The sequence below is a fragment of the Streptomyces daghestanicus genome, from assembly GCF_020521275.1.
Lineage (GTDB): Bacteria > Actinomycetota > Actinomycetes > Streptomycetales > Streptomycetaceae > Streptomyces > Streptomyces griseoviridis.
Genome location: NZ_BNDX01000008.1, coordinates 1525325 through 1542686, shown reverse-complemented (window position 1 = coordinate 1542686; position 17362 = coordinate 1525325). Strand labels below are relative to the sequence as shown.

General features: G+C 70.4%; 23 protein-coding genes and 1 tRNA gene. 4 read left to right on the top strand and 20 right to left on the bottom strand.

Features of this window, described 5'->3' with window-relative positions; genetic code table 11:
* Nucleotides 1-164 precede the first annotated feature (164 nt).
* Nucleotides 165-431, top strand: coding sequence for a GlsB/YeaQ/YmgE family stress response membrane protein (locus Sdagh_RS16475; RefSeq protein WP_189417982.1), 267 nt, complete (start codon nt 165-167; stop codon nt 429-431).
* A gap of 51 nt (nt 432-482) precedes the next feature.
* On the opposite strand, the gene Sdagh_RS16470 is transcribed toward Sdagh_RS16475, so the two are convergent.
* On the bottom strand, nt 483-971 hold the full coding sequence (locus Sdagh_RS16470) for a YajQ family cyclic di-GMP-binding protein (protein ID WP_189417980.1): 489 nt from the start codon (nt 969-971) through the stop codon (nt 483-485).
* 213 nt (nt 972-1184) lie between these two features.
* Here Sdagh_RS16470 and Sdagh_RS16465 point away from each other — a divergent pair.
* A tRNA-Tyr gene (locus Sdagh_RS16465) sits at nt 1185-1266 on the top strand.
* Between the two features lie 153 nt (nt 1267-1419).
* Here Sdagh_RS16465 and Sdagh_RS16460 read toward each other — a convergent pair.
* The 17 genes from Sdagh_RS16460 to Sdagh_RS16380 all read right to left on the bottom strand — a co-directional run bounded on the left by Sdagh_RS16460 (nt 1420) and on the right by Sdagh_RS16380 (nt 13987).
* Complete coding sequence (locus Sdagh_RS16460; RefSeq protein WP_226535192.1) at nt 1420-2784, bottom strand: tyrosine-type recombinase/integrase; 1365 nt, start codon at nt 2782-2784, stop codon at nt 1420-1422.
* A complete protein-coding gene (locus tag Sdagh_RS16455) occupies nt 2781-2990 on the bottom strand; it encodes a helix-turn-helix transcriptional regulator (protein ID WP_030671993.1) in 210 nt (69 codons plus the stop codon). Before Sdagh_RS16455 ends, Sdagh_RS16460 begins: the two co-directional genes overlap by 4 nt.
* A 448-nt stretch (nt 2991-3438) precedes the next feature.
* Nucleotides 3439-4914 carry an AICE element replication initiation protein gene (locus tag Sdagh_RS16450; protein WP_190076678.1) on the bottom strand — a complete coding sequence of 492 codons (1476 nt, stop codon included), beginning with the start codon at nt 4912-4914 and terminating at the stop codon, nt 3439-3441.
* 3 nt (nt 4915-4917) lie between these two features.
* The gene (locus Sdagh_RS16445) at nt 4918-5766 is read right to left on the bottom strand and encodes a bifunctional DNA primase/polymerase (protein ID WP_190076679.1); all 849 of its coding nucleotides are present in this window, start codon (nt 5764-5766) and stop codon (nt 4918-4920) included.
* The gene (locus Sdagh_RS16440) at nt 5763-6413 is read right to left on the bottom strand and encodes a DNA cytosine methyltransferase (protein WP_190076680.1); all 651 of its coding nucleotides are present in this window, start codon (nt 6411-6413) and stop codon (nt 5763-5765) included. Before Sdagh_RS16440 ends, Sdagh_RS16445 begins: the two co-directional genes overlap by 4 nt.
* Nucleotides 6410-7105, bottom strand: coding sequence for a class I SAM-dependent methyltransferase (locus tag Sdagh_RS16435; protein ID WP_190076681.1), 696 nt, complete (start codon nt 7103-7105; stop codon nt 6410-6412). The genes Sdagh_RS16440 and Sdagh_RS16435 overlap by 4 nt, the downstream gene beginning before the upstream one ends.
* Nucleotides 7106-7190: 85 nt before the next feature.
* Nucleotides 7191-7400 carry a hypothetical protein gene (locus Sdagh_RS16430; protein WP_190076682.1) on the bottom strand — a complete coding sequence of 70 codons (210 nt, stop codon included), beginning with the start codon at nt 7398-7400 and terminating at the stop codon, nt 7191-7193.
* 5 nt (nt 7401-7405) lie between these two features.
* Entirely contained in the window at nt 7406-8134 is a 729-nt protein-coding gene (locus tag Sdagh_RS16425; RefSeq protein WP_226535190.1) for an exonuclease domain-containing protein, read from the bottom strand.
* 16 nt (nt 8135-8150) lie between these two features.
* Nucleotides 8151-8468 carry a hypothetical protein gene (locus Sdagh_RS16420; RefSeq protein WP_190076683.1) on the bottom strand — a complete coding sequence of 106 codons (318 nt, stop codon included), beginning with the start codon at nt 8466-8468 and terminating at the stop codon, nt 8151-8153.
* A 159-nt stretch (nt 8469-8627) separates the two neighbouring features.
* Complete coding sequence (traB, locus tag Sdagh_RS16415) at nt 8628-10721, bottom strand: plasmid transfer protein TraB (RefSeq protein ID WP_190076684.1); 2094 nt, start codon at nt 10719-10721, stop codon at nt 8628-8630.
* A gap of 13 nt (nt 10722-10734) precedes the next feature.
* A complete protein-coding gene (gene traA, locus Sdagh_RS16410; RefSeq protein ID WP_226535188.1) occupies nt 10735-11256 on the bottom strand; it encodes a plasmid transfer protein TraA in 522 nt (173 codons plus the stop codon).
* Nucleotides 11253-11531 carry a hypothetical protein gene (locus Sdagh_RS16405; protein WP_190076685.1) on the bottom strand — a complete coding sequence of 93 codons (279 nt, stop codon included), beginning with the start codon at nt 11529-11531 and terminating at the stop codon, nt 11253-11255. Before Sdagh_RS16405 ends, traA begins: the two co-directional genes overlap by 4 nt.
* Nucleotides 11532-11548: 17 nt before the next feature.
* The gene (locus tag Sdagh_RS16400) at nt 11549-12046 is read right to left on the bottom strand and encodes a hypothetical protein (RefSeq protein WP_190076686.1); all 498 of its coding nucleotides are present in this window, start codon (nt 12044-12046) and stop codon (nt 11549-11551) included.
* A 42-nt stretch (nt 12047-12088) separates the two neighbouring features.
* A complete protein-coding gene (locus tag Sdagh_RS16395; RefSeq protein ID WP_190076687.1) occupies nt 12089-12430 on the bottom strand; it encodes an RRQRL motif-containing zinc-binding protein in 342 nt (113 codons plus the stop codon).
* Complete coding sequence (locus Sdagh_RS16390; protein WP_190076688.1) at nt 12430-13440, bottom strand: DUF2637 domain-containing protein; 1011 nt, start codon at nt 13438-13440, stop codon at nt 12430-12432. The genes Sdagh_RS16395 and Sdagh_RS16390 overlap by 1 nt, the downstream gene beginning before the upstream one ends.
* Nucleotides 13437-13727: a DUF6303 family protein gene (locus Sdagh_RS16385; RefSeq protein WP_190076689.1), complete on the bottom strand. Its 291-nt coding sequence runs from the start codon at nt 13725-13727 to the stop codon at nt 13437-13439. The genes Sdagh_RS16390 and Sdagh_RS16385 overlap by 4 nt, the downstream gene beginning before the upstream one ends.
* On the bottom strand, nt 13724-13987 hold the full coding sequence (locus Sdagh_RS16380; RefSeq protein WP_190076690.1) for a DUF6284 family protein: 264 nt from the start codon (nt 13985-13987) through the stop codon (nt 13724-13726). Before Sdagh_RS16380 ends, Sdagh_RS16385 begins: the two co-directional genes overlap by 4 nt.
* A gap of 502 nt (nt 13988-14489) precedes the next feature.
* Here Sdagh_RS16380 and Sdagh_RS16375 point away from each other — a divergent pair.
* Entirely contained in the window at nt 14490-15257 is a 768-nt protein-coding gene (locus tag Sdagh_RS16375; protein ID WP_190076691.1) for a helix-turn-helix domain-containing protein, read from the top strand.
* Between the two features lie 2 nt (nt 15258-15259).
* A complete protein-coding gene (locus Sdagh_RS16370) occupies nt 15260-15733 on the top strand; it encodes an NUDIX domain-containing protein (RefSeq protein WP_190076692.1) in 474 nt (157 codons plus the stop codon).
* Here the strand turns inward: Sdagh_RS16370 and Sdagh_RS16365 are convergent.
* Together Sdagh_RS16365 and Sdagh_RS16360 are read right to left on the bottom strand one after the other, a co-directional pair.
* Nucleotides 15721-16287: an HD domain-containing protein gene (locus Sdagh_RS16365; protein ID WP_190076693.1), complete on the bottom strand. Its 567-nt coding sequence runs from the start codon at nt 16285-16287 to the stop codon at nt 15721-15723. The genes Sdagh_RS16370 and Sdagh_RS16365 overlap by 13 nt on opposite strands.
* Before the next feature lies 1 nt (nt 16288).
* Nucleotides 16289-16750, bottom strand: a complete 462-nt coding sequence (locus Sdagh_RS16360; protein WP_190076694.1) for a GntR family transcriptional regulator — start codon at nt 16748-16750, stop codon at nt 16289-16291.
* Between the last annotated feature and the right edge of the window lie 612 nt (nt 16751-17362).

Here is a 17362-nt window from a genome sequence, read left to right as displayed (position 1 = left end):
CGGTCCCCGGCACGGCGTCGCGCCCGCGAACCCGCGGGTCCTCCGCCCCGCATCCCGCCGGACCACGCAACCACCGCGCCCACCTCGGCGTCTTTCTCCCCAAGAGGAGCGTTCACACAGGTCGGTGGTAGCGCGAGCACAGCGAGAGAGGGCAGGTTCGGGACATGACCGTACTCAGCTGGATCATCCTGGGGCTGCTCGCCGGAGCCATCGCCAAGGTCCTGTTGCCGGGCCGCGACCCGGGCGGCCTGATCGGCACGACCCTCATCGGCATCGCCGGCGCCTTCGTCGGCGGCTGGATCTCCGCCCGCTGGCTCGACCACCCGATCACCAAGGACTTCTACGACGGTGCCACCTGGGCGGCGGCGATAGGCGGCTCGTTCGTCCTCCTGGTCCTCTACCGGCTGCTGTTCGGCAACTCGCGCGACTGACGCCGCCGACGCGACGGGGCACGGCGTGAGCCGTCGCCGTGCCCCCGCCGGTCACCGGTAGTTGACGAACTGCAGGGCGAAGTCGAAGTCCTTGCCCTTCAGCAGCGCGATCACGGTCTGCAGGTCGTCGCGGCTCTTGGAGGAGACCCGGAGCTCGTCCCCCTGCACCTGGGCCTTCACCCCCTTGGGACCCTCGTCCCGGATGATCTTCGCCACCTTCTTCGCGTTGTCCTGGGAGATGCCCTCCTCGATCGACGCGAAGATCTTGTACTCCTTGCCGGAGAGCTGCGGCTCACCGGCGTCCAGGGCCTTCAGCGAGATGCCGCGCTTGATCAGCTTGGACTGGAAGACGTCGAGGATGGCCTTGACCCGCTCCTCGGAGTTCGCCTCCATCAGGATCTTCTCGCCGGACCACGAGATCGAGGCGCCCACGTTCTTGAAGTCGTAGCGCTGCGAGATCTCCTTGGCGGCCTGGTTGAGGGCGTTGTCGACCTCCTGCCGCTCGACCTTCGAGACGATGTCGAAACTGGAGTCGGCCATGTCCTGTGGCTCCTTGTATCGGGGTGCGTATCGGGTGCGTGTCAGGGGAAGCCGGGCCGGGACCCGGACCGGACCGCATCCGGACCAGACTAGCCACCCGCCACCCCTGCGGCGCAGATCAATCGGGTGGCGAAGCACCCCCGCGCATCGGGTATTGTTTACGTCGTTGCCACGGAGCACCGCCGAAAGACGGTTCGACGGGCAGCGAACCCCGGCGGTGTGCCCGAGCGGCCAAAGGGAGCAGACTGTAAATCTGCCGGCTCAGCCTTCCCAGGTTCGAATCCTGGCGCCGCCACACGGGAACAAGAGGCCCGTGACCTGCTGTCTCAGCAGGTCACGGGCCTCTTGCCGTATGTCGCCCCAGAGGGCGGGGTGTCTCACCCTGTCTCGCGTTCGAACGCCTCGTCTCGGGCTCTGCGGACGGAGCGCGGACGGGATTTCCGCCGCGTCAGACGCTCCGTCCCAGCCGTGCGGAGATCTTGGCGTTGGCCGCGTCGTCGCCGTCCTTCAGGAACTTGGCGTACACGCGAAACAGGACCGCCACACTGTGGCCGGCCCGCTCTGCCACGAGCTGCGGCTCCACGCCCGAACTGAGCCACGTCGACACTGCGGCGTGACGAAGGTCATAAGGCCGCTTGGCCAGCGCAGAGTGGAACTCGGCCGGTGTGAGCGCGCGCGACCGCGCTTCAGCCCACACCTCCCCGTATCCGGTGTCCTGCACGAGTCCACCTCGGAGCGTTTGGAAGACACGCCCGTCCGGCGCCGTGCCGTACGCGGTGAGGTGCCACCGCAGCAGCGCGACCAATTCCGGCGGAATCGGCACGGGCCGCACTGCCTTCCGTGGCCGGTGCTTCAGGCCCCGTTTCTCGTGCGCCTCACCGCTGTCCGTCCATGCGGTACCGGATCGGGGGCGGGTTTCATGGAGCCGGAGCACGCCCCACCCCCGCCGGGGGAGATCGCAGTCCGTGACCCGTAGGCCGATCACTTCCGCCGGCCGTGCGGCGGCGTAGTACATGCAACCGAAGAACGCGGTGAGCCGGCGCCCCCGCTTGCTCTGGTCGCGCACGGCGGTCAGCAGCTTGGCGGCTTGCGCCGGATTCGGGACGCATGCCGGGTCCACTTCTTCCGTGACCTGCTCGGGCGCCTTCCACTTGACGCGGTCCAACGGGTTGTCCGTCAGCAACTCGGCATCGACCGCGAACTCAAGGGAGTTGTAGAAGATCGCGCGCTTGCGGCTGATCGTCCCCGGGGCCGCCGTCTTCCCGTCCAGCCGCTTGGATAGGGCACGGAGCGCGGCCTTCACCAAGAGCCGGTCCGTGAGGGCCGATGTGGGCAGCGACTTCCGCTTGAACCAGGCCAGTACTTGTGCCACCTCGGCCGGCGGCTCTTCCTCCCACCGGTTCTTGTTGAACGCCCACCCGTAGAGGGCGCTCCGTACGGTCCGGGCGTCGGGCATGCCCTTGGTGTCCTTCACGAACGCCGGCGTCACGGTCGCCATGGCTTCGGCCAACGTCCGCCGGGTGTTGCCGGGGGAGTCGTCCCACTTCATCGCGATGTAGTTGCGCGCGTGCTCGTACCAGGAGATGTCACGCTTCTGGTCGACCATGGACTTCGGGAGGCCGCTCTCGATGTCGAATGGTTCTCCCTTCCGAGCTGCCGTCATGAGTTCTGACCGGCGGCTGTCGGCCAAGCCCTGGGTGAGGAACGACTCCGCGTGTTCGCGGGTGCCCACCATCCAGCGCAGTTGGTACGGCTTCCGGTAGCTGCGCTTTCGGATGGCCCAGAACTTGACTGTGTAGCTCCACTCGGTCACGCGGCCTCCAACTCGTCCTTGAAGGCGTCCAGGACGCTGCGGCGTACGCAGATGCGGCCGGACGGCGTGCGGCGTGCCTCGGGGGTGAGGCCACGGTCGCGCCAGCGGTACCAAGTCGGGCGGCTGATGCCGAGTTCTTCCAGAACTTCCGGCAGGGGGATCAACTCGTCTTTCGGGGTGCGGCGGCGCCGGGTGGGCGTGGTCATGCTGGGGTCTCCATACCTGGGCATTTCAGGGTGCGGCTGTGTCCGAGGTGCGGATTTCTGCGTCACCTGCGTCATCTGCGTCACTCGCGGCTTTGACCTGCGGCTTTGTGGTGACGCAGCGATACGGGGGTGCGTCACCCGGTGACGCAGGCCCTTCGTCATCGGGTGACGCAGGTGACGCGGGGTGACGCAGGATTCGGCCGTCTGCGTCACCGCCGTTGCGGCTGGTCACGTGCCGTTTGCGGGCGGCGGGTGACGCAGGTGACGCAGGTTTTCCTACTTCGGACAAAGGAGGGGGTGGTGTCTGTTGTGGTGCGCGGCTCAGGGCGTGAAGAGGGAGCCGCTTCGCGGCGCGTCCATCGCAGGGCGGCGCTGCCGCCGAACAGCAAGAGGAGCACGCGCGGCCGGGTGCTCCTCTTGCTTGTCCGGCCGGTGCGGTGCCGTGCGGTCAGAAGGCCGCTTCCTGCTCGGGCGGGGGCGGTGCGGCGGGCCGCGCAATCTCGATGTAGCGGGCTGCGTTGCTGCGTCCCCAGTCGATGAGGACGCCTCGGGCCGCGAGGGTCGGCTGAAGGCGTTTGAGGCGGTCCGAGAGCACTTTGCCGGTGGTCGGCCACCCTTTAGGCAGGGGACGGCAGTCCTCGCCCGTGTAGAGGCCCGTGAGGCAGTGCAGCCACTCGGCGGACGTCATCCGCTCCTCGGCTCCCGGTTCAATGCCGGCGGCGTGCTTCAGGACCGTCTGCGCGAGGAGGTCGCCCTCAATGACATCGTCGTTGAGGTCGTCCAGGCTGGCCCGGTAGGCGGCCAGTGCCCCTAGGCCGGTGGCGGCGTCGAGCTGGGCGCACAGGTGGGCGAAGTCGGCCATGCGCAGGTCGGTGGGGATGTCCGCCTCCGCCGCCCGCACCTGCACCGTGAGGTCCAGGAGCGAGCCGAGGATGACGGGGAGCACCTCCGCGAAGTCGGACCACAGTTCCGCTTCGGTGCGCCGCACCTGGGGGCGTTCCAGCCGCAGGGGCAGGAGCCGCTCTGCGAGGTCGGGCCGGATCACCCCGACGTCGATGCCGGTCAGCAGCAGGGGGCGGCGGTAGCCGACGCGGAACACGTCTCCGTCCGTGAACAGGGCGCGCTTGACGTTCTCGGCGCCGGTGACGATGCAGCACATGGCGTCGGAGAGGTCCGGGGTCATGTGGGAGAGGTTGTCCAGCGCGGTGACCCACCCGGCCGCGACGGCGGCGATGAGGTTCTCTTCGTCCTTCGGTGCGCGGCGTAGGTCTCCGCTCATGCCTTCGATGATCCGTACGAGCATCCGCCCGCCGGTCGACTTGCCCGCTCCCTGCGGGCCGGTGAGGAACGGTGCCGGGACGGGCACGGACGGGCCGAGGCAGCCGATCAGCCAGGCGATGGCGAGGCATTCGGTCTCGGCGGTGGCGAAGTTGCACAGGCGCATCAGGAGGTCGATGCCCTTGCCGTTGGTGTCCTTGACCGGCAGGGGCAGTTCCCCGGTGAGCTGTGTGCGGCGCCAGCAGACCTCACGCGGGTCCGGGGTCTGGATGTCCCATCCGGTGGGGTGGATGCGCACCGACAGGCCGTCACTGCGGCCGAGGTCCAGCCAGGTCGCCCCGTCGTAGCCGGGGGCGACGCGGATGTGCACCGGCTGGACGTCCTCGGTCAGCGCGAGTGCCTCGATCAGGTCCAGGGCCTCTTTCATGGCGGTGCCGTTGAACACGCCCACCCCGTCCTTGAACAGTCCGACCATGAGTTCTTGGCGGTGGCTGCCGGTGGTTCCCTGGGAGCGGATGGGGCGTGCCACGGGGTGGCCGTTGCGCTGGGCGTAGACGGTGCCGTCTGCGGTGCGGAAGTACCGGAAGTGGGACTGGGCGTAGCCGGTGATGATCTCGCGGGCGGGGTTCTTGTCGTCGTCGGCCACGGTTCACATCCCCAGCGTGGTGCGGGCGTTGGTCCACGCGTCCGTGCAGTGCCGCAGGGTCTCGCCCTTGGTCTGCGCGGCGGTGAACAGCCGGCTGATGTGGGTGTCGGTGAGGCAGCCGCACCGGCCGTGCCGGGCCAGCACCGCCAGGAACGTCCGGTACACCGTGGCGTGGACCGCGCTGCGGGCGGCGGTGATCTGCTGCTCGGCCATGGCGATGCCGCGTTCCAGGAAGACGGGCGTGCGGTGCGGGCACTGCCCGCCCCCGCCAGGGGCAGCCGCGGTGACGGTGCCCGGCACCGGGCGGGCCGGGGCGGGCGCCTTCGCGGCCAGGGCGTGGACGGTGTCGGGGAGGTCGGCCAGGGGGCCGGTGCCGGGGCCGAGGTAGCGGGCGTAGGCCATGGTCGACTTGATGTCGACGCCGGGCCGGACTGCGTTGCGGGAGGTGGTGGCGCCCCGGTAGATCCAGTGCTCGCCGCGCGATGTCGGCACCGTCCGGGTGGCGGGCAGGGTGGCGCGTGCCCAGGCAATGGCGTCCGCGTCGTCCAGGTCGACGACGGTGAGGTCGGCGCCGCCGGGGTGGTAGGCGACCGCGACGGCCTGCCGCCATGCCGCCTGCCACGGGGGCGAGACGATGATGCGGGGCCAGGTGGTGGCGGCGGCCCACCCGTGGCAGACGCCGGGGCAGTCGCAGGGGCCGGGGGTCTTCATGTTCGGCCGGCCGCCGCAGGCATTGCCCGCGCAGGCGGGGCAGTTGCCGAAGGGGACCTTGCCCCGGCGCAGGGGCAGCACCGGCACACCGGACGCCGCGAGGCTCAGCGCAGTGTGCAGGGGATAGAGCGTCGCGGTCATGCGGCGGCCCTCCCTTCCTGGGCGAGGAACTGGGCGGCGATCCACTGGGCGTAGGCCGGGGGGACGGCTTTGCGGGCTTCGAGGTTGCTCATCCAGGTGCAGCCCATGGCGTCGGCGTAGGCACGCTCGCCCTTGTGGGTGAAGGCGAGCAGGCCGGGCCGGTGCCAGCAGGGCGCCACCAGGTCCCCGCCCCCGCCCCACGACGTCTCGAACACGCGGTGGCGGCGCAGACTGAGGCCGAACTGGGTGCCGCACAGCAGGTAGTCCGGGCGCAGGATGCCCGCGGCGGCGGTCTCGGGGACGTTCTCCATCACCCACGGCCGGCCGGTGGCCTCCATGACCTCCCGCCCTGGCCCGACCAGGTCCGGGTGGTCACCGGGATTGCCCCGCCAGCGGGTGACGGTGGCGTACCGCTCGCACGGCCACGACCCGTGGACCAGGTCGAAGGCGTGCCCGTACCGGGCGCAGTACTCCAGGCCGTCCGCCTGGACGAAGGTGAAGGGGTAGTTCGGCTGCGGCCGGATGTCCACCCCGACGATGTCGAAGCCGGCGAGGTAGTAGCCCATCGACAGCCCGCCCGCGCCGCAGCACAGGTCCAGCAGGCGCAGCCCGTTGGGGCGGCGCAGGGGCAGCACACACGCGCTCACGCGGCCACCCCCATCCGGCCGGCGGCCAGCAGCTCCAGCGCGGCGCCGCCGATGTGGCGGGTATAGGCCGGGGGGATGCACTCGCGGATGCCGTCGCGGTTCATCCACGGCACCCCCAGCACCCGCCGGGCCAGAGCCACACCGGAGAAGTTGCCGACGAACTGCCCGTAGTGGCCCGGTGGGACGGGGCGGCCCATCTTCGCCTGCGGCACCAGGTGGGCAGGGTGGCCGGGCTGCACGAGCCGGAAGCCGCCGCCGGTCTCAAAGAAGCGGTGCCGGTAGTTGGCCAGGGCGAACATCTGCCCGCACAGCATCACCGGAGCCAGCAGCTTGGGCACCGCGCCGCCCACGTTCTCCAGCACCCACGGCCGCCCCGTCGTCTCCAGGGCGGTGCGGGTGGGGGCGATCAGGTCGGGGTGGTGGTTGCCCTGGAGGCGCTGGCATTCGGTGTCATGCTGGCACGGCGGCGAGGCGTGGATGAAGTCGAACGCGGCACCGTGCTCCAGGACGAACGCGATGGCGTCGGCCTGGACGAACCGGAACGGGTAGCGGGGCTGCGGGTCCTTGTCGACGCCGGTCACGTCGAACCCGGCATCGGCGTAGCCCTTGGCCGCGCCGCCCTGGCAGCAGAACAGGTCCAGCAGTCGCGGCCGGGCACCGCGCACTCGCCGGAAGGGGGTGGGTTGCGTCATGCTAGGAGACCTCCAACAGGTCTGTAGAGGGCAGGTTGGACGCGGGCGGCCCCGGACTTTGCCGAGACGGGGGCCGCCCGTGGTGTTACTGGGGGTTGGAGCCGGCCGTGTTCGTGCCAGGGTTGTCACCGTCGTTGTCGTGGGTGCGGGGGATGCGGGCGGTGAGGTACAGGCGGGTGCGCATGCCGTCGCGGGTGGGGTAGGCACGGGGCGTGCCCACCGTGAAGGCGCCGGCGAGTGCGGTGGTGATCGCGTCGGTGTCGTCGGGGTCGCAGATGATCCGGATCTCGAACACCGGCCTCACTCCTGTGTCGTGGAGGGGATCAGGGGCCAGTCGGTGCTGACCACGGCGCCGGGGTCGGTGCGGCGCAGGTGGGCTCGCAGGCTGACGGCCTGTTCCGCCGCCCACGCCCGCTCCCGGGCGTGGAGTTCGGCGAGCGGGAGGGTGGCGAGCTGGGGGTGGACGCGGGGCAGGCGCCAGGCGAGCCGGGCGGCGGCTAACGCGTCCTGCTCGGCGTCGTTGGGGCCGTCGTGGCGTACCTGGTAGTGCTCGCACAAGGCGGGCAAGGTCCGCCGGCCGCGCCGGTAGCGGTCCATGGCCTTGTCCAGGACGGAGGGGTCGATGACCGGGGCTATCTCCCCGTCCACGAACGCGACGCCGTGGCGGGCGCACTCGCGGGCCAGCACGGTCAGCGCGTACGGCGCGCGGAAGACCACCAGCGGGAAGCCTGCCGAGAGCGGTTCGGCCAGTGCCGCGATGATCTCGGCCAGTGCTTCGGCGGGCGCCCGGCCGTCAGCACGGACGCGGTCGGTGGTGATGCGGTGGATGGCGGTCGCCTCGGCAGGGATCTCGGTACCGGGGTTGATCAGCCATGTGGTGGTCTCGGGCGGAGTGCCGCCGCCGACTGCAGCCACGGCGGCGGACACGATCCGGGCCGTCTCCGGGTCGACGCCGGTGGTCTCCACGTCCAGTGCCAGCATCGGCCCGTCCGCCCAGGCAGCGGCCTCATCGTTGTTGTGCGTGGTCACAAGGGTGGTCCCTTCGTCAGTGCGTGTTGCGGAAGAGGCGGAGGGTGATGCCGCCGATGCCGATGGGGCCGGCGGCACCGCCGATGGTGAGGGCGGTGTGAACGGCGAAGTCGAGCAGCGCGAGGAACGCGGCGATGAGGCCGAAGACGCCGAGGATGCCGGCGCCGGCGATGGCGAGGGGGAAGAGGTACTCGCGGGCGGGGCGGCCGGTGCGGCCGTCCGCGTGGACGACGATGACGACCGGGGCGCCGGTGGCTTCGGCGCGGCGGTAGTCGTCGGCGGGGATGTGCGGGGCGGTGATCCCCGGCACCGGCGGGTCGCGGTGGGTGGTCATGGCGGGCCTCCTGCGGGTGAGGCGCGCCCCGCGCCCGCGGGGTGTCCGGGGCGGGGGCGCGCGGGATGTCAGGCGGGTGTCACGGGGCGGTGTCAGGAGCGTGTGACACCGCGTGTGCCTAGGGGTTTTGGTGTCAGGCGGGCGTGACGGTGTCAGGTGTCAGGCGGCGGTCAGGGCGGGGACGATCCGCCACCTGCCGGTGGTGTTCGTCGCCTCCAGCCGGCCATCGAGGGCGGCTTCCTTTAGCCGGGCGGAGACCCACGGGCGGGAGAGGTGGTGGCGGTCGCACCAGTCCATGAAGTCCTTCGGGCCGACGATCATCTGACCGTTCTCCTCGAACTCCGCGAGCGCGCGGGCGAACAGCTCCCGTGCCTCCTCGGGGGAGGGCTTGCGGCCCGTCTCCTGCCCGAAGATCGGCGCGTCGTCCCCCTGCTCAACCTCGGGGAGGTCGGCTTCCGGGTCGATGCCGGTGTCCTCGGGGTCCACGTGGACGCTGTGCTGCTGCATGTCGTCCCCTTCGCCGTGCACGACGTGGAGCTGAGGCACCGAACCCGCCCCCGCCGCCGCGGCGGTCGAGGTGGGGGTGCGGCCGGTGTAGGCGGTGCCGGCGACCGCGGACGCGGCGCCGGCGGTGACGGGGTCGGCGGTGGCGCCGTTGCGCTGTGCCCAGGTGGCGAGCAGTTCCATGACGGGCACGGCCCGATGGGTGAAGCGCCGGGTCCGCCCCGGTGAGGGGTAGCGGTCCTCGGGGATGCCGGGGGAGACGACGTAGCAGTAGCCGGGCCGCCGGTTGCCCCACGCGCCGGGGTGGGCGCCCGCGGCCAGCACCTCATCGGGGAGGCAGAACCCTTCGTCCCGCGGGTCGCAGCCCAGCGCGATCACGGAGGGAAGGGAGGCGCGGGTGGAGGTGGACATCTGGTCGTAGGACGGGCGCTGAAGGGACACGATCAGCGAGATTCCCGCCGACCGGGCTTCCTGCGCGATCCCGGTGAACGCGTCGTCGCCCAGGTTGCGGAGGGTGTTGGCGGCTTCCTCGAACCAGGTGACCAGGAACGGCATCCCCGCGCAGCCGCACGGCCGGCCGTCCGGCCGGCAGGAGTGCTCCGGGCTGGTCTGCTGCTGGGCGGCGGCGGGAACCCACTGGCGGTAGCCGTGCTCGCCCAGCCAGCGGGTCCGGGCGGGGATGGCCTGCTGGACGGCGGCCACCATGACCTCCGTGCCCGTGCCGCCCTCCACACCCCAGTCCAACCCCTCACGCAGCGGGGCGAAGTCCTGGAACGCCTTGGGGTCGGAGAACCAGACGATCACGTCCCGCCGGGAGAGGACCTCGGTCAGCAGGTTCAGGGCGGCGTCGCCCTTGCCCGACCCGGACATGCCGGCGGTCAGGACGTGGGTGGAGTTGCGGCCCTGCTCGGGGTCGCCGGGCAGCCACAGCAGCAGCGGTGCGCCGTCGTCGTAGCGGCCGATGACCAGCGGCTCAGCGATCGAACCGCCCAGGTTGGAGGGGCCTTCCCACTCGACCACGTCCGCGAGCATGTCCTCGGGGACGATGACCAGGTCCCCACGCCGGTTGGAGTCGGGATCGGGGTGATAGCGCACCGCGGACGTGGGCAGGTCCAGAGCGGAGGCGATGTTCCCCAGCGCCTTGGCCATGTCGTCATTGGTCTGCTCGCCCGCGGCGAGCGCGACGGGCGCGGTGACCCGGTTCGGCTCCACCTTGGGGTTGCCGAGCTGCGCGCGGGCCAGGCCGATCTTCTCCATCAGGCCCTTATCGGCGCTCTCACCGGACGGGTCATCGTTGCGGCGCAGAACCATCCGCACGTTCCACGACAAAGCGACGACCGGGCCGCCCATGAGGAACAGGTCGTCCAGCGGCCCGGCGGCCGGCCCGGCCAGGCACGCGGCCGTGAGCCAGGCGGAGCCGGCGGCCACGGTGATCGCGGAGTGCAGGCGGCGCTGCTGACTGGTCGACTTCCCCGCCCACCAGGTCGCCCCGGTCAGGGCGACGGAGGCGAGGGTGAGGCCGACGCCGGCGGCGCTGCTGTCGCCCCACCGCCAGTTGCCCAGCGCACCGGCCAGGCCGGTGGCGCCGACCGCGAGCCACGGCGGGAGATGCGGCTTGGCCCGGTTGAGGAGGTAGCCGGTGACGCTGCCCCCGCCGTCGCCGGGCAGCAGCCCCGCGCCGCCGTAGACGGCGGCCGTGGGGTCGTTCAGGTAGTCGTGCCGCGCGCGGCGGCCACTGTTGCGTGCCATCAGCGCGTCTCCCTCACTGCTGCGCCCAGTTCATGACCGGCTGCTTCGGCTTCCGGGCGCGGTGGCGGACCCGGTTGATCTCCTCCTCGTACTCCTGCTGGAACGTCGCGTAGCAGGCCGCGGCGTCCTTCGCGGCGTCGCGCAGGGCGTCCGCGGAACGCTGCATCTTGCGGGCCACCTTCGCCGCGCGGATACGGGAACCGAACGCCCGCCCCTCCGGGTCGGGCACCGCCGCAAGGACGCTCTTCATGATCTCCGCGCCCATGGCGACCTCGATCGACAGCGTGACGGCGGCGGCCCGCAGGGTGTTGCAGTAGTTGCGCACCTGCGCCGGCGAGGTGAACTCCGGCGCCGGGAGCAGGGACTGTGCCTGTGCGCGACCGGTGCCGTGGGCTACGCCGTTCTTGGTGTTGTTGACGGTGATGTTGACCGGGGGGACGAACGAGCCGCCCATGGCGCCGATGAAGCCGCCTGCGGCGGCGCCGGCGTTGGCGAACTTGTTGCCCTTGCTGCTGGGATTGGCTGCGGTCGTCACGGGCGGGCCTCCGTCGATGCGCCAGGGTGGGACAGGTCACCGGCCGGGGCCGGGTGGGCGGGGACGGCGGTGCCGTCCGGGCGCCAGGGCTGCGGGCAGCCAAGCAGGGAGTCGGCCCACTGTCGGGCCAGGTGCTCGGTCATCTGCGGGCGGCCGGGCAGGTAGGCGCTGATGAACGCCCACTCCTGGCCGTCGTAGGACAGCGACCAGCCCAGCCGCAGCGGCTGCCAGTCGAGCCGGTACAGGAAAGCGGTGGAACGCGTGAAGGTGGTCATCCGGCTGCTCCCGCAGGTCAGTGGGTGCGGCGGACGACGAGCCACGCGGACTGAGCGGTGATCAGCATCAGCAGCCACCACAGCTCCAGCGCTCCGGCGAGCGGGCCGCAGCCGGCGGCGGTGGCGAGCCAGGCCAGCGCGGACGCGGCGAGCGCTGCCACACCGGCCCGCCAGGCGAGGACCGCACCGCCGGCGGGGCGGCGGCGCTGCACGATCAGCAGCCAGACCAGCGGACCGGCCGCGGCAGGGGCGAGGACGAGCCCGGACCACCAGGCCATGAGATGCAGCAGCCCGGCCACGACCGGCAGCAGCACAGCCAAGCCGGTCGGTGCCAGCGCGCGGCGGGAGCGCCACAGCAGCCCGCCCAGGAAGCCGAGGACCTCACGGGCCAGCGAGGGGCGCTCGGGAACCACGACGACAAACGGGTCCGAGCGGCGCCGGCCCCGCTGGCGGGGGATACGGACGGTGGTGACGCCGGCGACCTTGACGCCGCGGGCACGGGTACGACTGGACACAGGAACACTCCTGTTCAGGAAGTCGGAGAAGGAGGGAGACATTCAGGCGGCGCGCTGCTCGTCCTCGGGGTAGGCGCAGGGCACGCAGACGCCGAGCGCGGCGGGGATGACGTAGCCGGCATCCCGGCGGCACTGCGGGCAGGTCCGCCGGGCGGCGTTCGCCTTGTCCAGCGCGGCCCGCTTCGCCGGGGTCATCGGCCGGACCGGCTTCGCGTCAGCGACGCGGTAGAGGTAAGCGACCAGCGGCGGGCGCCGGCGGCGGCCCCGTTCGAGCTGCGCGGCCACCGCCTGGCCACCGGGCCGCAGCCCGGCGGCGCGGAGCTGACGGCGGGTAGCCAGACCGTCCGGCGCCAGACGCCAGGGGTAGACCGGTAAGGCGGCCATCAGCGGCTCGCGACCGCAAGCTCAGCGCCGCCGGCGTGCCCGGCATCGCGGAGTTCCTGGTACCGGGTGGAGACCCACCCGACCGACCAGCCGCACAGCTCCGCGGCCTGCCGCACCGGCAGCCCCGCGCCGAACGCCGCCGTCACGACCTTGCGCGCCCTGTCCTCGGGGAACTTCTCGGCCGCCGGGCCGAGGGACAGCAGCGCGGCGCGTTCGCGCTCGGCCCGCTCCTCACGCTCAGCGCGTTCACGGCGTTCACGCTCCGCCTGCTGCCGGCGCTCCTGCTCGCGGCGTTCGGCGGCCTCGCGTTCGACGCGTTCACGCTCCCGCTCGCGCTGTTCACGCTCGCGTTCACGGCGTTCACGCGCCTCCCGCTCAGCGGCCTCGCGGGCGGCCTGCTCCGCGCGTTCCTCGCGGCGGCGCAGGTCCTCCCGCTCGGCCTGCTCGCGGACGAGAGCGGCTTCGTGTTCACGCTGTTCACGCGCCAGCGCGGCGGCGTGCTCGCGCTCCTCCCGGGCCTCACGCCGGGTGGCTTCCTCCCGCTCCCGCTCGCGGCGTTCGGCCGCCTCACGCTCCGCCTGCCGGCGCTCTTCCAGGGCGGTGACGGCGGCGGCGATAGCCCGGCGGTAGGCCAGGCCCGTTTCCGCGGTGACGATCAGCAGCAGCGGCGCGACCGCGTGCACAGCCACCCCGACCATGTCCCCGGCCAGCGCGGAATCCGCGACGTTCAGCGCCAGGGTCATGCAGCCGGTCATCCACCGCAGCGCCACCGGCCACCGCCCACCGCGCCCGCCCAACCGGGCCAGCACCGCATCCAGGCGGACCACGATGACCACCGCGGCATCGACCACAAGGGGCAGGATCGGTGCCGTCCAGTCCCACTCATCCGGCGTGTGCGCCGCGGCGAGCGGGGTCACGGTCAGGATCGAATACAGCATCGCGCCCGCCACGATCAGCCACGTGCCGACCGACAGTGCGCGTTCCGCTGAACGGATCTGGTCGCTGTTCACGCGCCCGCCCCCGTCCATGAACGCACCTGAACGGCAGCGATCAGCACCACCGCAGAGGCGGGGTCGTCGGGGTCCTGGCTGTCCTCGACCCACGTCCACGCGGCGCCCGGCAGCGGCTCGAAGCCGAGCACGCCGAGCGCCTCCGCGCGTTCCGTGAACGTCGGCACCGGGGCGGCCCGGTCGAAGGAGTACTCCGGCCACCGGGCGGTGGTGTTCATGAGGACGACGTACAGGCGCCAGCGTCCCTTGGACACGGACATCTGCGCCGTGAACACCCCGGCGGTCATGCCACGACCGGCGCGTCGGCGCCACCCTGGTTCGCCAGGTCCCGACGCGCGGCCAGCACCCGGCGGCGGGCCCGGCGGACACGCCGCGCGTCCAGCTCGCTCGGTGTGCGGTCAAGCGTCATGATCTGCGCGTCGACCAGGTCGACCTCCGCCAGGATCAGCGGCATCTCCTGCTCGATGGCGTCCAGCTCCGCGTCGGTCGGCTCCATCCACGGAGCGAACGCGGTAACAGGGTCCTGAAGTGTGACGATGTGGTCCATGGGTCGTGGTTCTCCCTCGTAGGTGAAACGGCCCCAACAGCACCCCCGGAGTGGCTGCTCCGGGGGTGCGCGCCGTTGTTGGTAAAGCCGCGCATCAGGCGCGGTATGGCCGCTGAGCAGCGGCCAAAGTGCCCCGAACCGGACTCGAACCGGTCAGGCTGCCGTACGGGGCACGCCGGTCTTCTCCGCCTTGTTTCCGACCCCTTCGGGCAGGCGGACCACGGGTTACCGGCAGTTCCCTGTGTGAAGTTGTCAAGGCGCTGGCGCTTCCTTGGTACTCACCCCTGGGGGCTTTCCGTCCGGGCGTTGCAGTACCTGTTTTACAGGTACTGCATAGGTGTCCGTCAAGTACGGCGACGCAATCTCTTTGTCTCGCGCCGGGACGTCTTGGCGTATCTTCAGAATCCCCGCAGGTCAGGGGAGTTGGTCACCTCGCCCATGGACAGCTTTGGGACTTCTGGCTACGGTCAGGAAGTCCCTAGACGTCCCACCGGGGGTGCAGATGTCGAACGAGCGCTTACGAACCGCTCTCCTCGCCCGTGGCATGACCGTGCAGAGTCTCGCTGAGGTGATCAGGGTGAGCCCCAAGACGGTCGAACGATGGATCACTCAGGGCAAGGTGCCGTACCTACGTCACCAGTACGCGACTGCAGCGGCCCTCAACGTCGACGTGACCACGCTGTGGGAGGACGGGCGGACTGTTGACAGTGCAGCCGACCTGGCCAAAGCCGAGATAGCGACTGTCTACCCGCATCGCCACACGGTGCCCCCCGGGCTCTGGCGAGAGCTGTACGGACGGGCTGAGCGCAACCTAGACGTCCTCGTGTACTCCGGCCTCTTTCTGTCCGAAGACCCGATCTTTCATGACCTTGTGAAGGCCAAGGTGGAAGCCGGGGCGCGGGTGCGCATCCTGCTAGGTGATCCAGAGTGCGCGGCCGTCCGGCAACGCGGCATTGACGAGGGACACCACATCATGGACGGCAAGATCCGCAACGCCCTGGTGCTGTACCGGCCCCTCATGCGGAGTCATCCGGACATCGGCTTCCGGCTGCACGATTCGACGCTGTACAACTCGATCTACCGGGCCGATGACGAGATGCTCGTCAACCCGCACGTCTACGGCATCGGCGCCTACATGGCGCCCGTGCTGCACCTACGGCGTCTCCCTGGCGGAAGCCTCTTCGACACGTACGCGAATAGCATCGATCACACCTGGGAGAACGCACGTCCGATCACTGACCAGGACGTCAAGACCATCACGGGAGCCTGACCATGGGACGTATCGACTACCTGCACGACCCGGACGCGCCGCCGGCCAACTCGGTTGTTCCGTCCGTCGTTGCCTTCGTGCAGAACGACGCGGGGCAAGTGCTGATGATTCAGCGATCTGACAACGGCCGGTGGGCACTGCCCGGCGGTGGTCACGACGTGGGGGAGTTCATCAGCGACACGGTGGTCCGTGAGGTCTGGGAAGAGACCGGCATCAGGGCGGAAGTGGTCGATGTGTCCGGCCTCTACACGGACCCCGGACACGTCATGCAGTACGACGATGGTGAAGTCCGCCAGCAGTTCAGCATCTGCTTCCGGGCCCGGCCAGTCGGTGGTGACCTTCGTACGAGCAACGAAACCACTCAGGTCCGCTGGGTTGCCCCGGCGGACCTGGAAACGCTGGACGTACACCCCACGATGCGGCTCCGGATCGAGCACGCCATGGACCGGACGCGCACGGCGCCCTACATCGGCTGACGCTTGGCGGCGGCGACCCGTTCGAGGACGCGACAGGTGCACGCGAGGATCTCCGGCTCAGCCCGCCGGATGAACTTGCCGATCAGGCTGTCCGGCCCGTAACGCCCGGTGATTTCGTTGATCCGGTCCACGGGGTTGGTGGGCGTGCCGTCCGGGGTGGTGTTCATGTCGCAGTAGCAGAGCGCATCGTTCAGGTGCTCGCTCTCGCGCGGGAACTCCCCGTCAAGCTCAGCCCGCAAGCCGCGGGCGTCCGCCTCCAGCCATGAGCACGAGTGATGGGCAACCAGGTTGACGACCCGCTCATCGGCGTCGGCCACATCCCGGAGGTACCGCGCCCCATCCAAGGGATGAAAGCCCGTCTTGGCGAGGTCCGGCGCGTAGCCGATGTCATGCAGGACCGCCGCAGCCTCCAAGAGGTCCGCGTCCTGGTCGAGGATGAGCGCGATGGTGCGCGCCCGCTCAGCGACTCCGAGACAGTGTTTCCAGCGTCGCGGCAGCGGCTCAGCGAGCAGCGACTCAGCCAGGGGATAGGCCCACTCCGTCAACGTCGGCAAGCTACGACCGCCCCTCTCGCGCCGGCACGGCGCGGACTGTCCGCACCCTGCCCTGTCCTCCACCCGCCAGCACGCCGGCGGCTTCCAGCTTCTCCAGTGCCTTGGCCACGGTCGGACGTGACACCCCGAACCGTTCGGCCAGCACGGAAGCGCTCGGGAACGCTTCCCCTACTTCGAGTCCGTCAGTAGCGATGACCTCTGCGATTCGCTGATCAAGCGGGCGCCGGTCGACCGGCGCCCCCGCGCGTAGGACTCGCCACCGCTGGCCCCGCACCGGTTCGGCCACGCCTTCCTGGCGCAGCACGCCGAACGCACGCAGGGCGACTCCGCGCGAGACCTTGTGATCGCGCATGAGTTCCGCCAGCGGCGGAAGCTCTGTCATGGTCGGGTCGTCTTCGATCTGCCTCTTCACTGAGTCGGCAATCTTCAGGAAGGTTCCCCGAGGGTTGGCCTGCTGTGACACTCGCTCTCCCTCTCCGCCGGGCAGTCGACACCACCGGTGAGCCTCCCACGACTGCCGGCCGTCGTGGAGGGGTCGCGCTCAGCGGTGCGCATGGACGGTTTCGATATTAGGACGAGAGACGCGGATGACATTGCCCAGGGTATCGGCAGGGGTTGGGCCAGTCGTAGAGCCGCGTCAATTCGAATTAGAGGAATTCCGCTGATCCCCGTCACCGGGGCGTCTCGTGCGGGGAATGGTGACGGCTGGCGATCGACGTGGTTCCGTCACATCCTGGTCAGCGACGTCAATGAGCATGCCGAAAAGCCAGACTAGACGCACTGCTCGTAGCGTGCCGAGGAGAAGGGCTGCTTCAACTAGCCAGCCAGTCAGGCCGGGGTTCTTAGCAGTGTCAAAGATTAGGGCTAGCAAGCAGACTGCAGTAATCACCAGCATGGATGACAAGATCCCGCTCCAATTTCGTCGCAGACTCGTGCCAAACCTGCGACGAATTTCGAGCATCCTCCTGCCGCTTGCAGTGGCATATTGACTGATTGCGGCTGTACCGAAACCGCCGATCAAAGCTGAAGCAGATGCGGCAGTCGTGTAGATATCTTTCCGGCGGTCCGGTGTGAT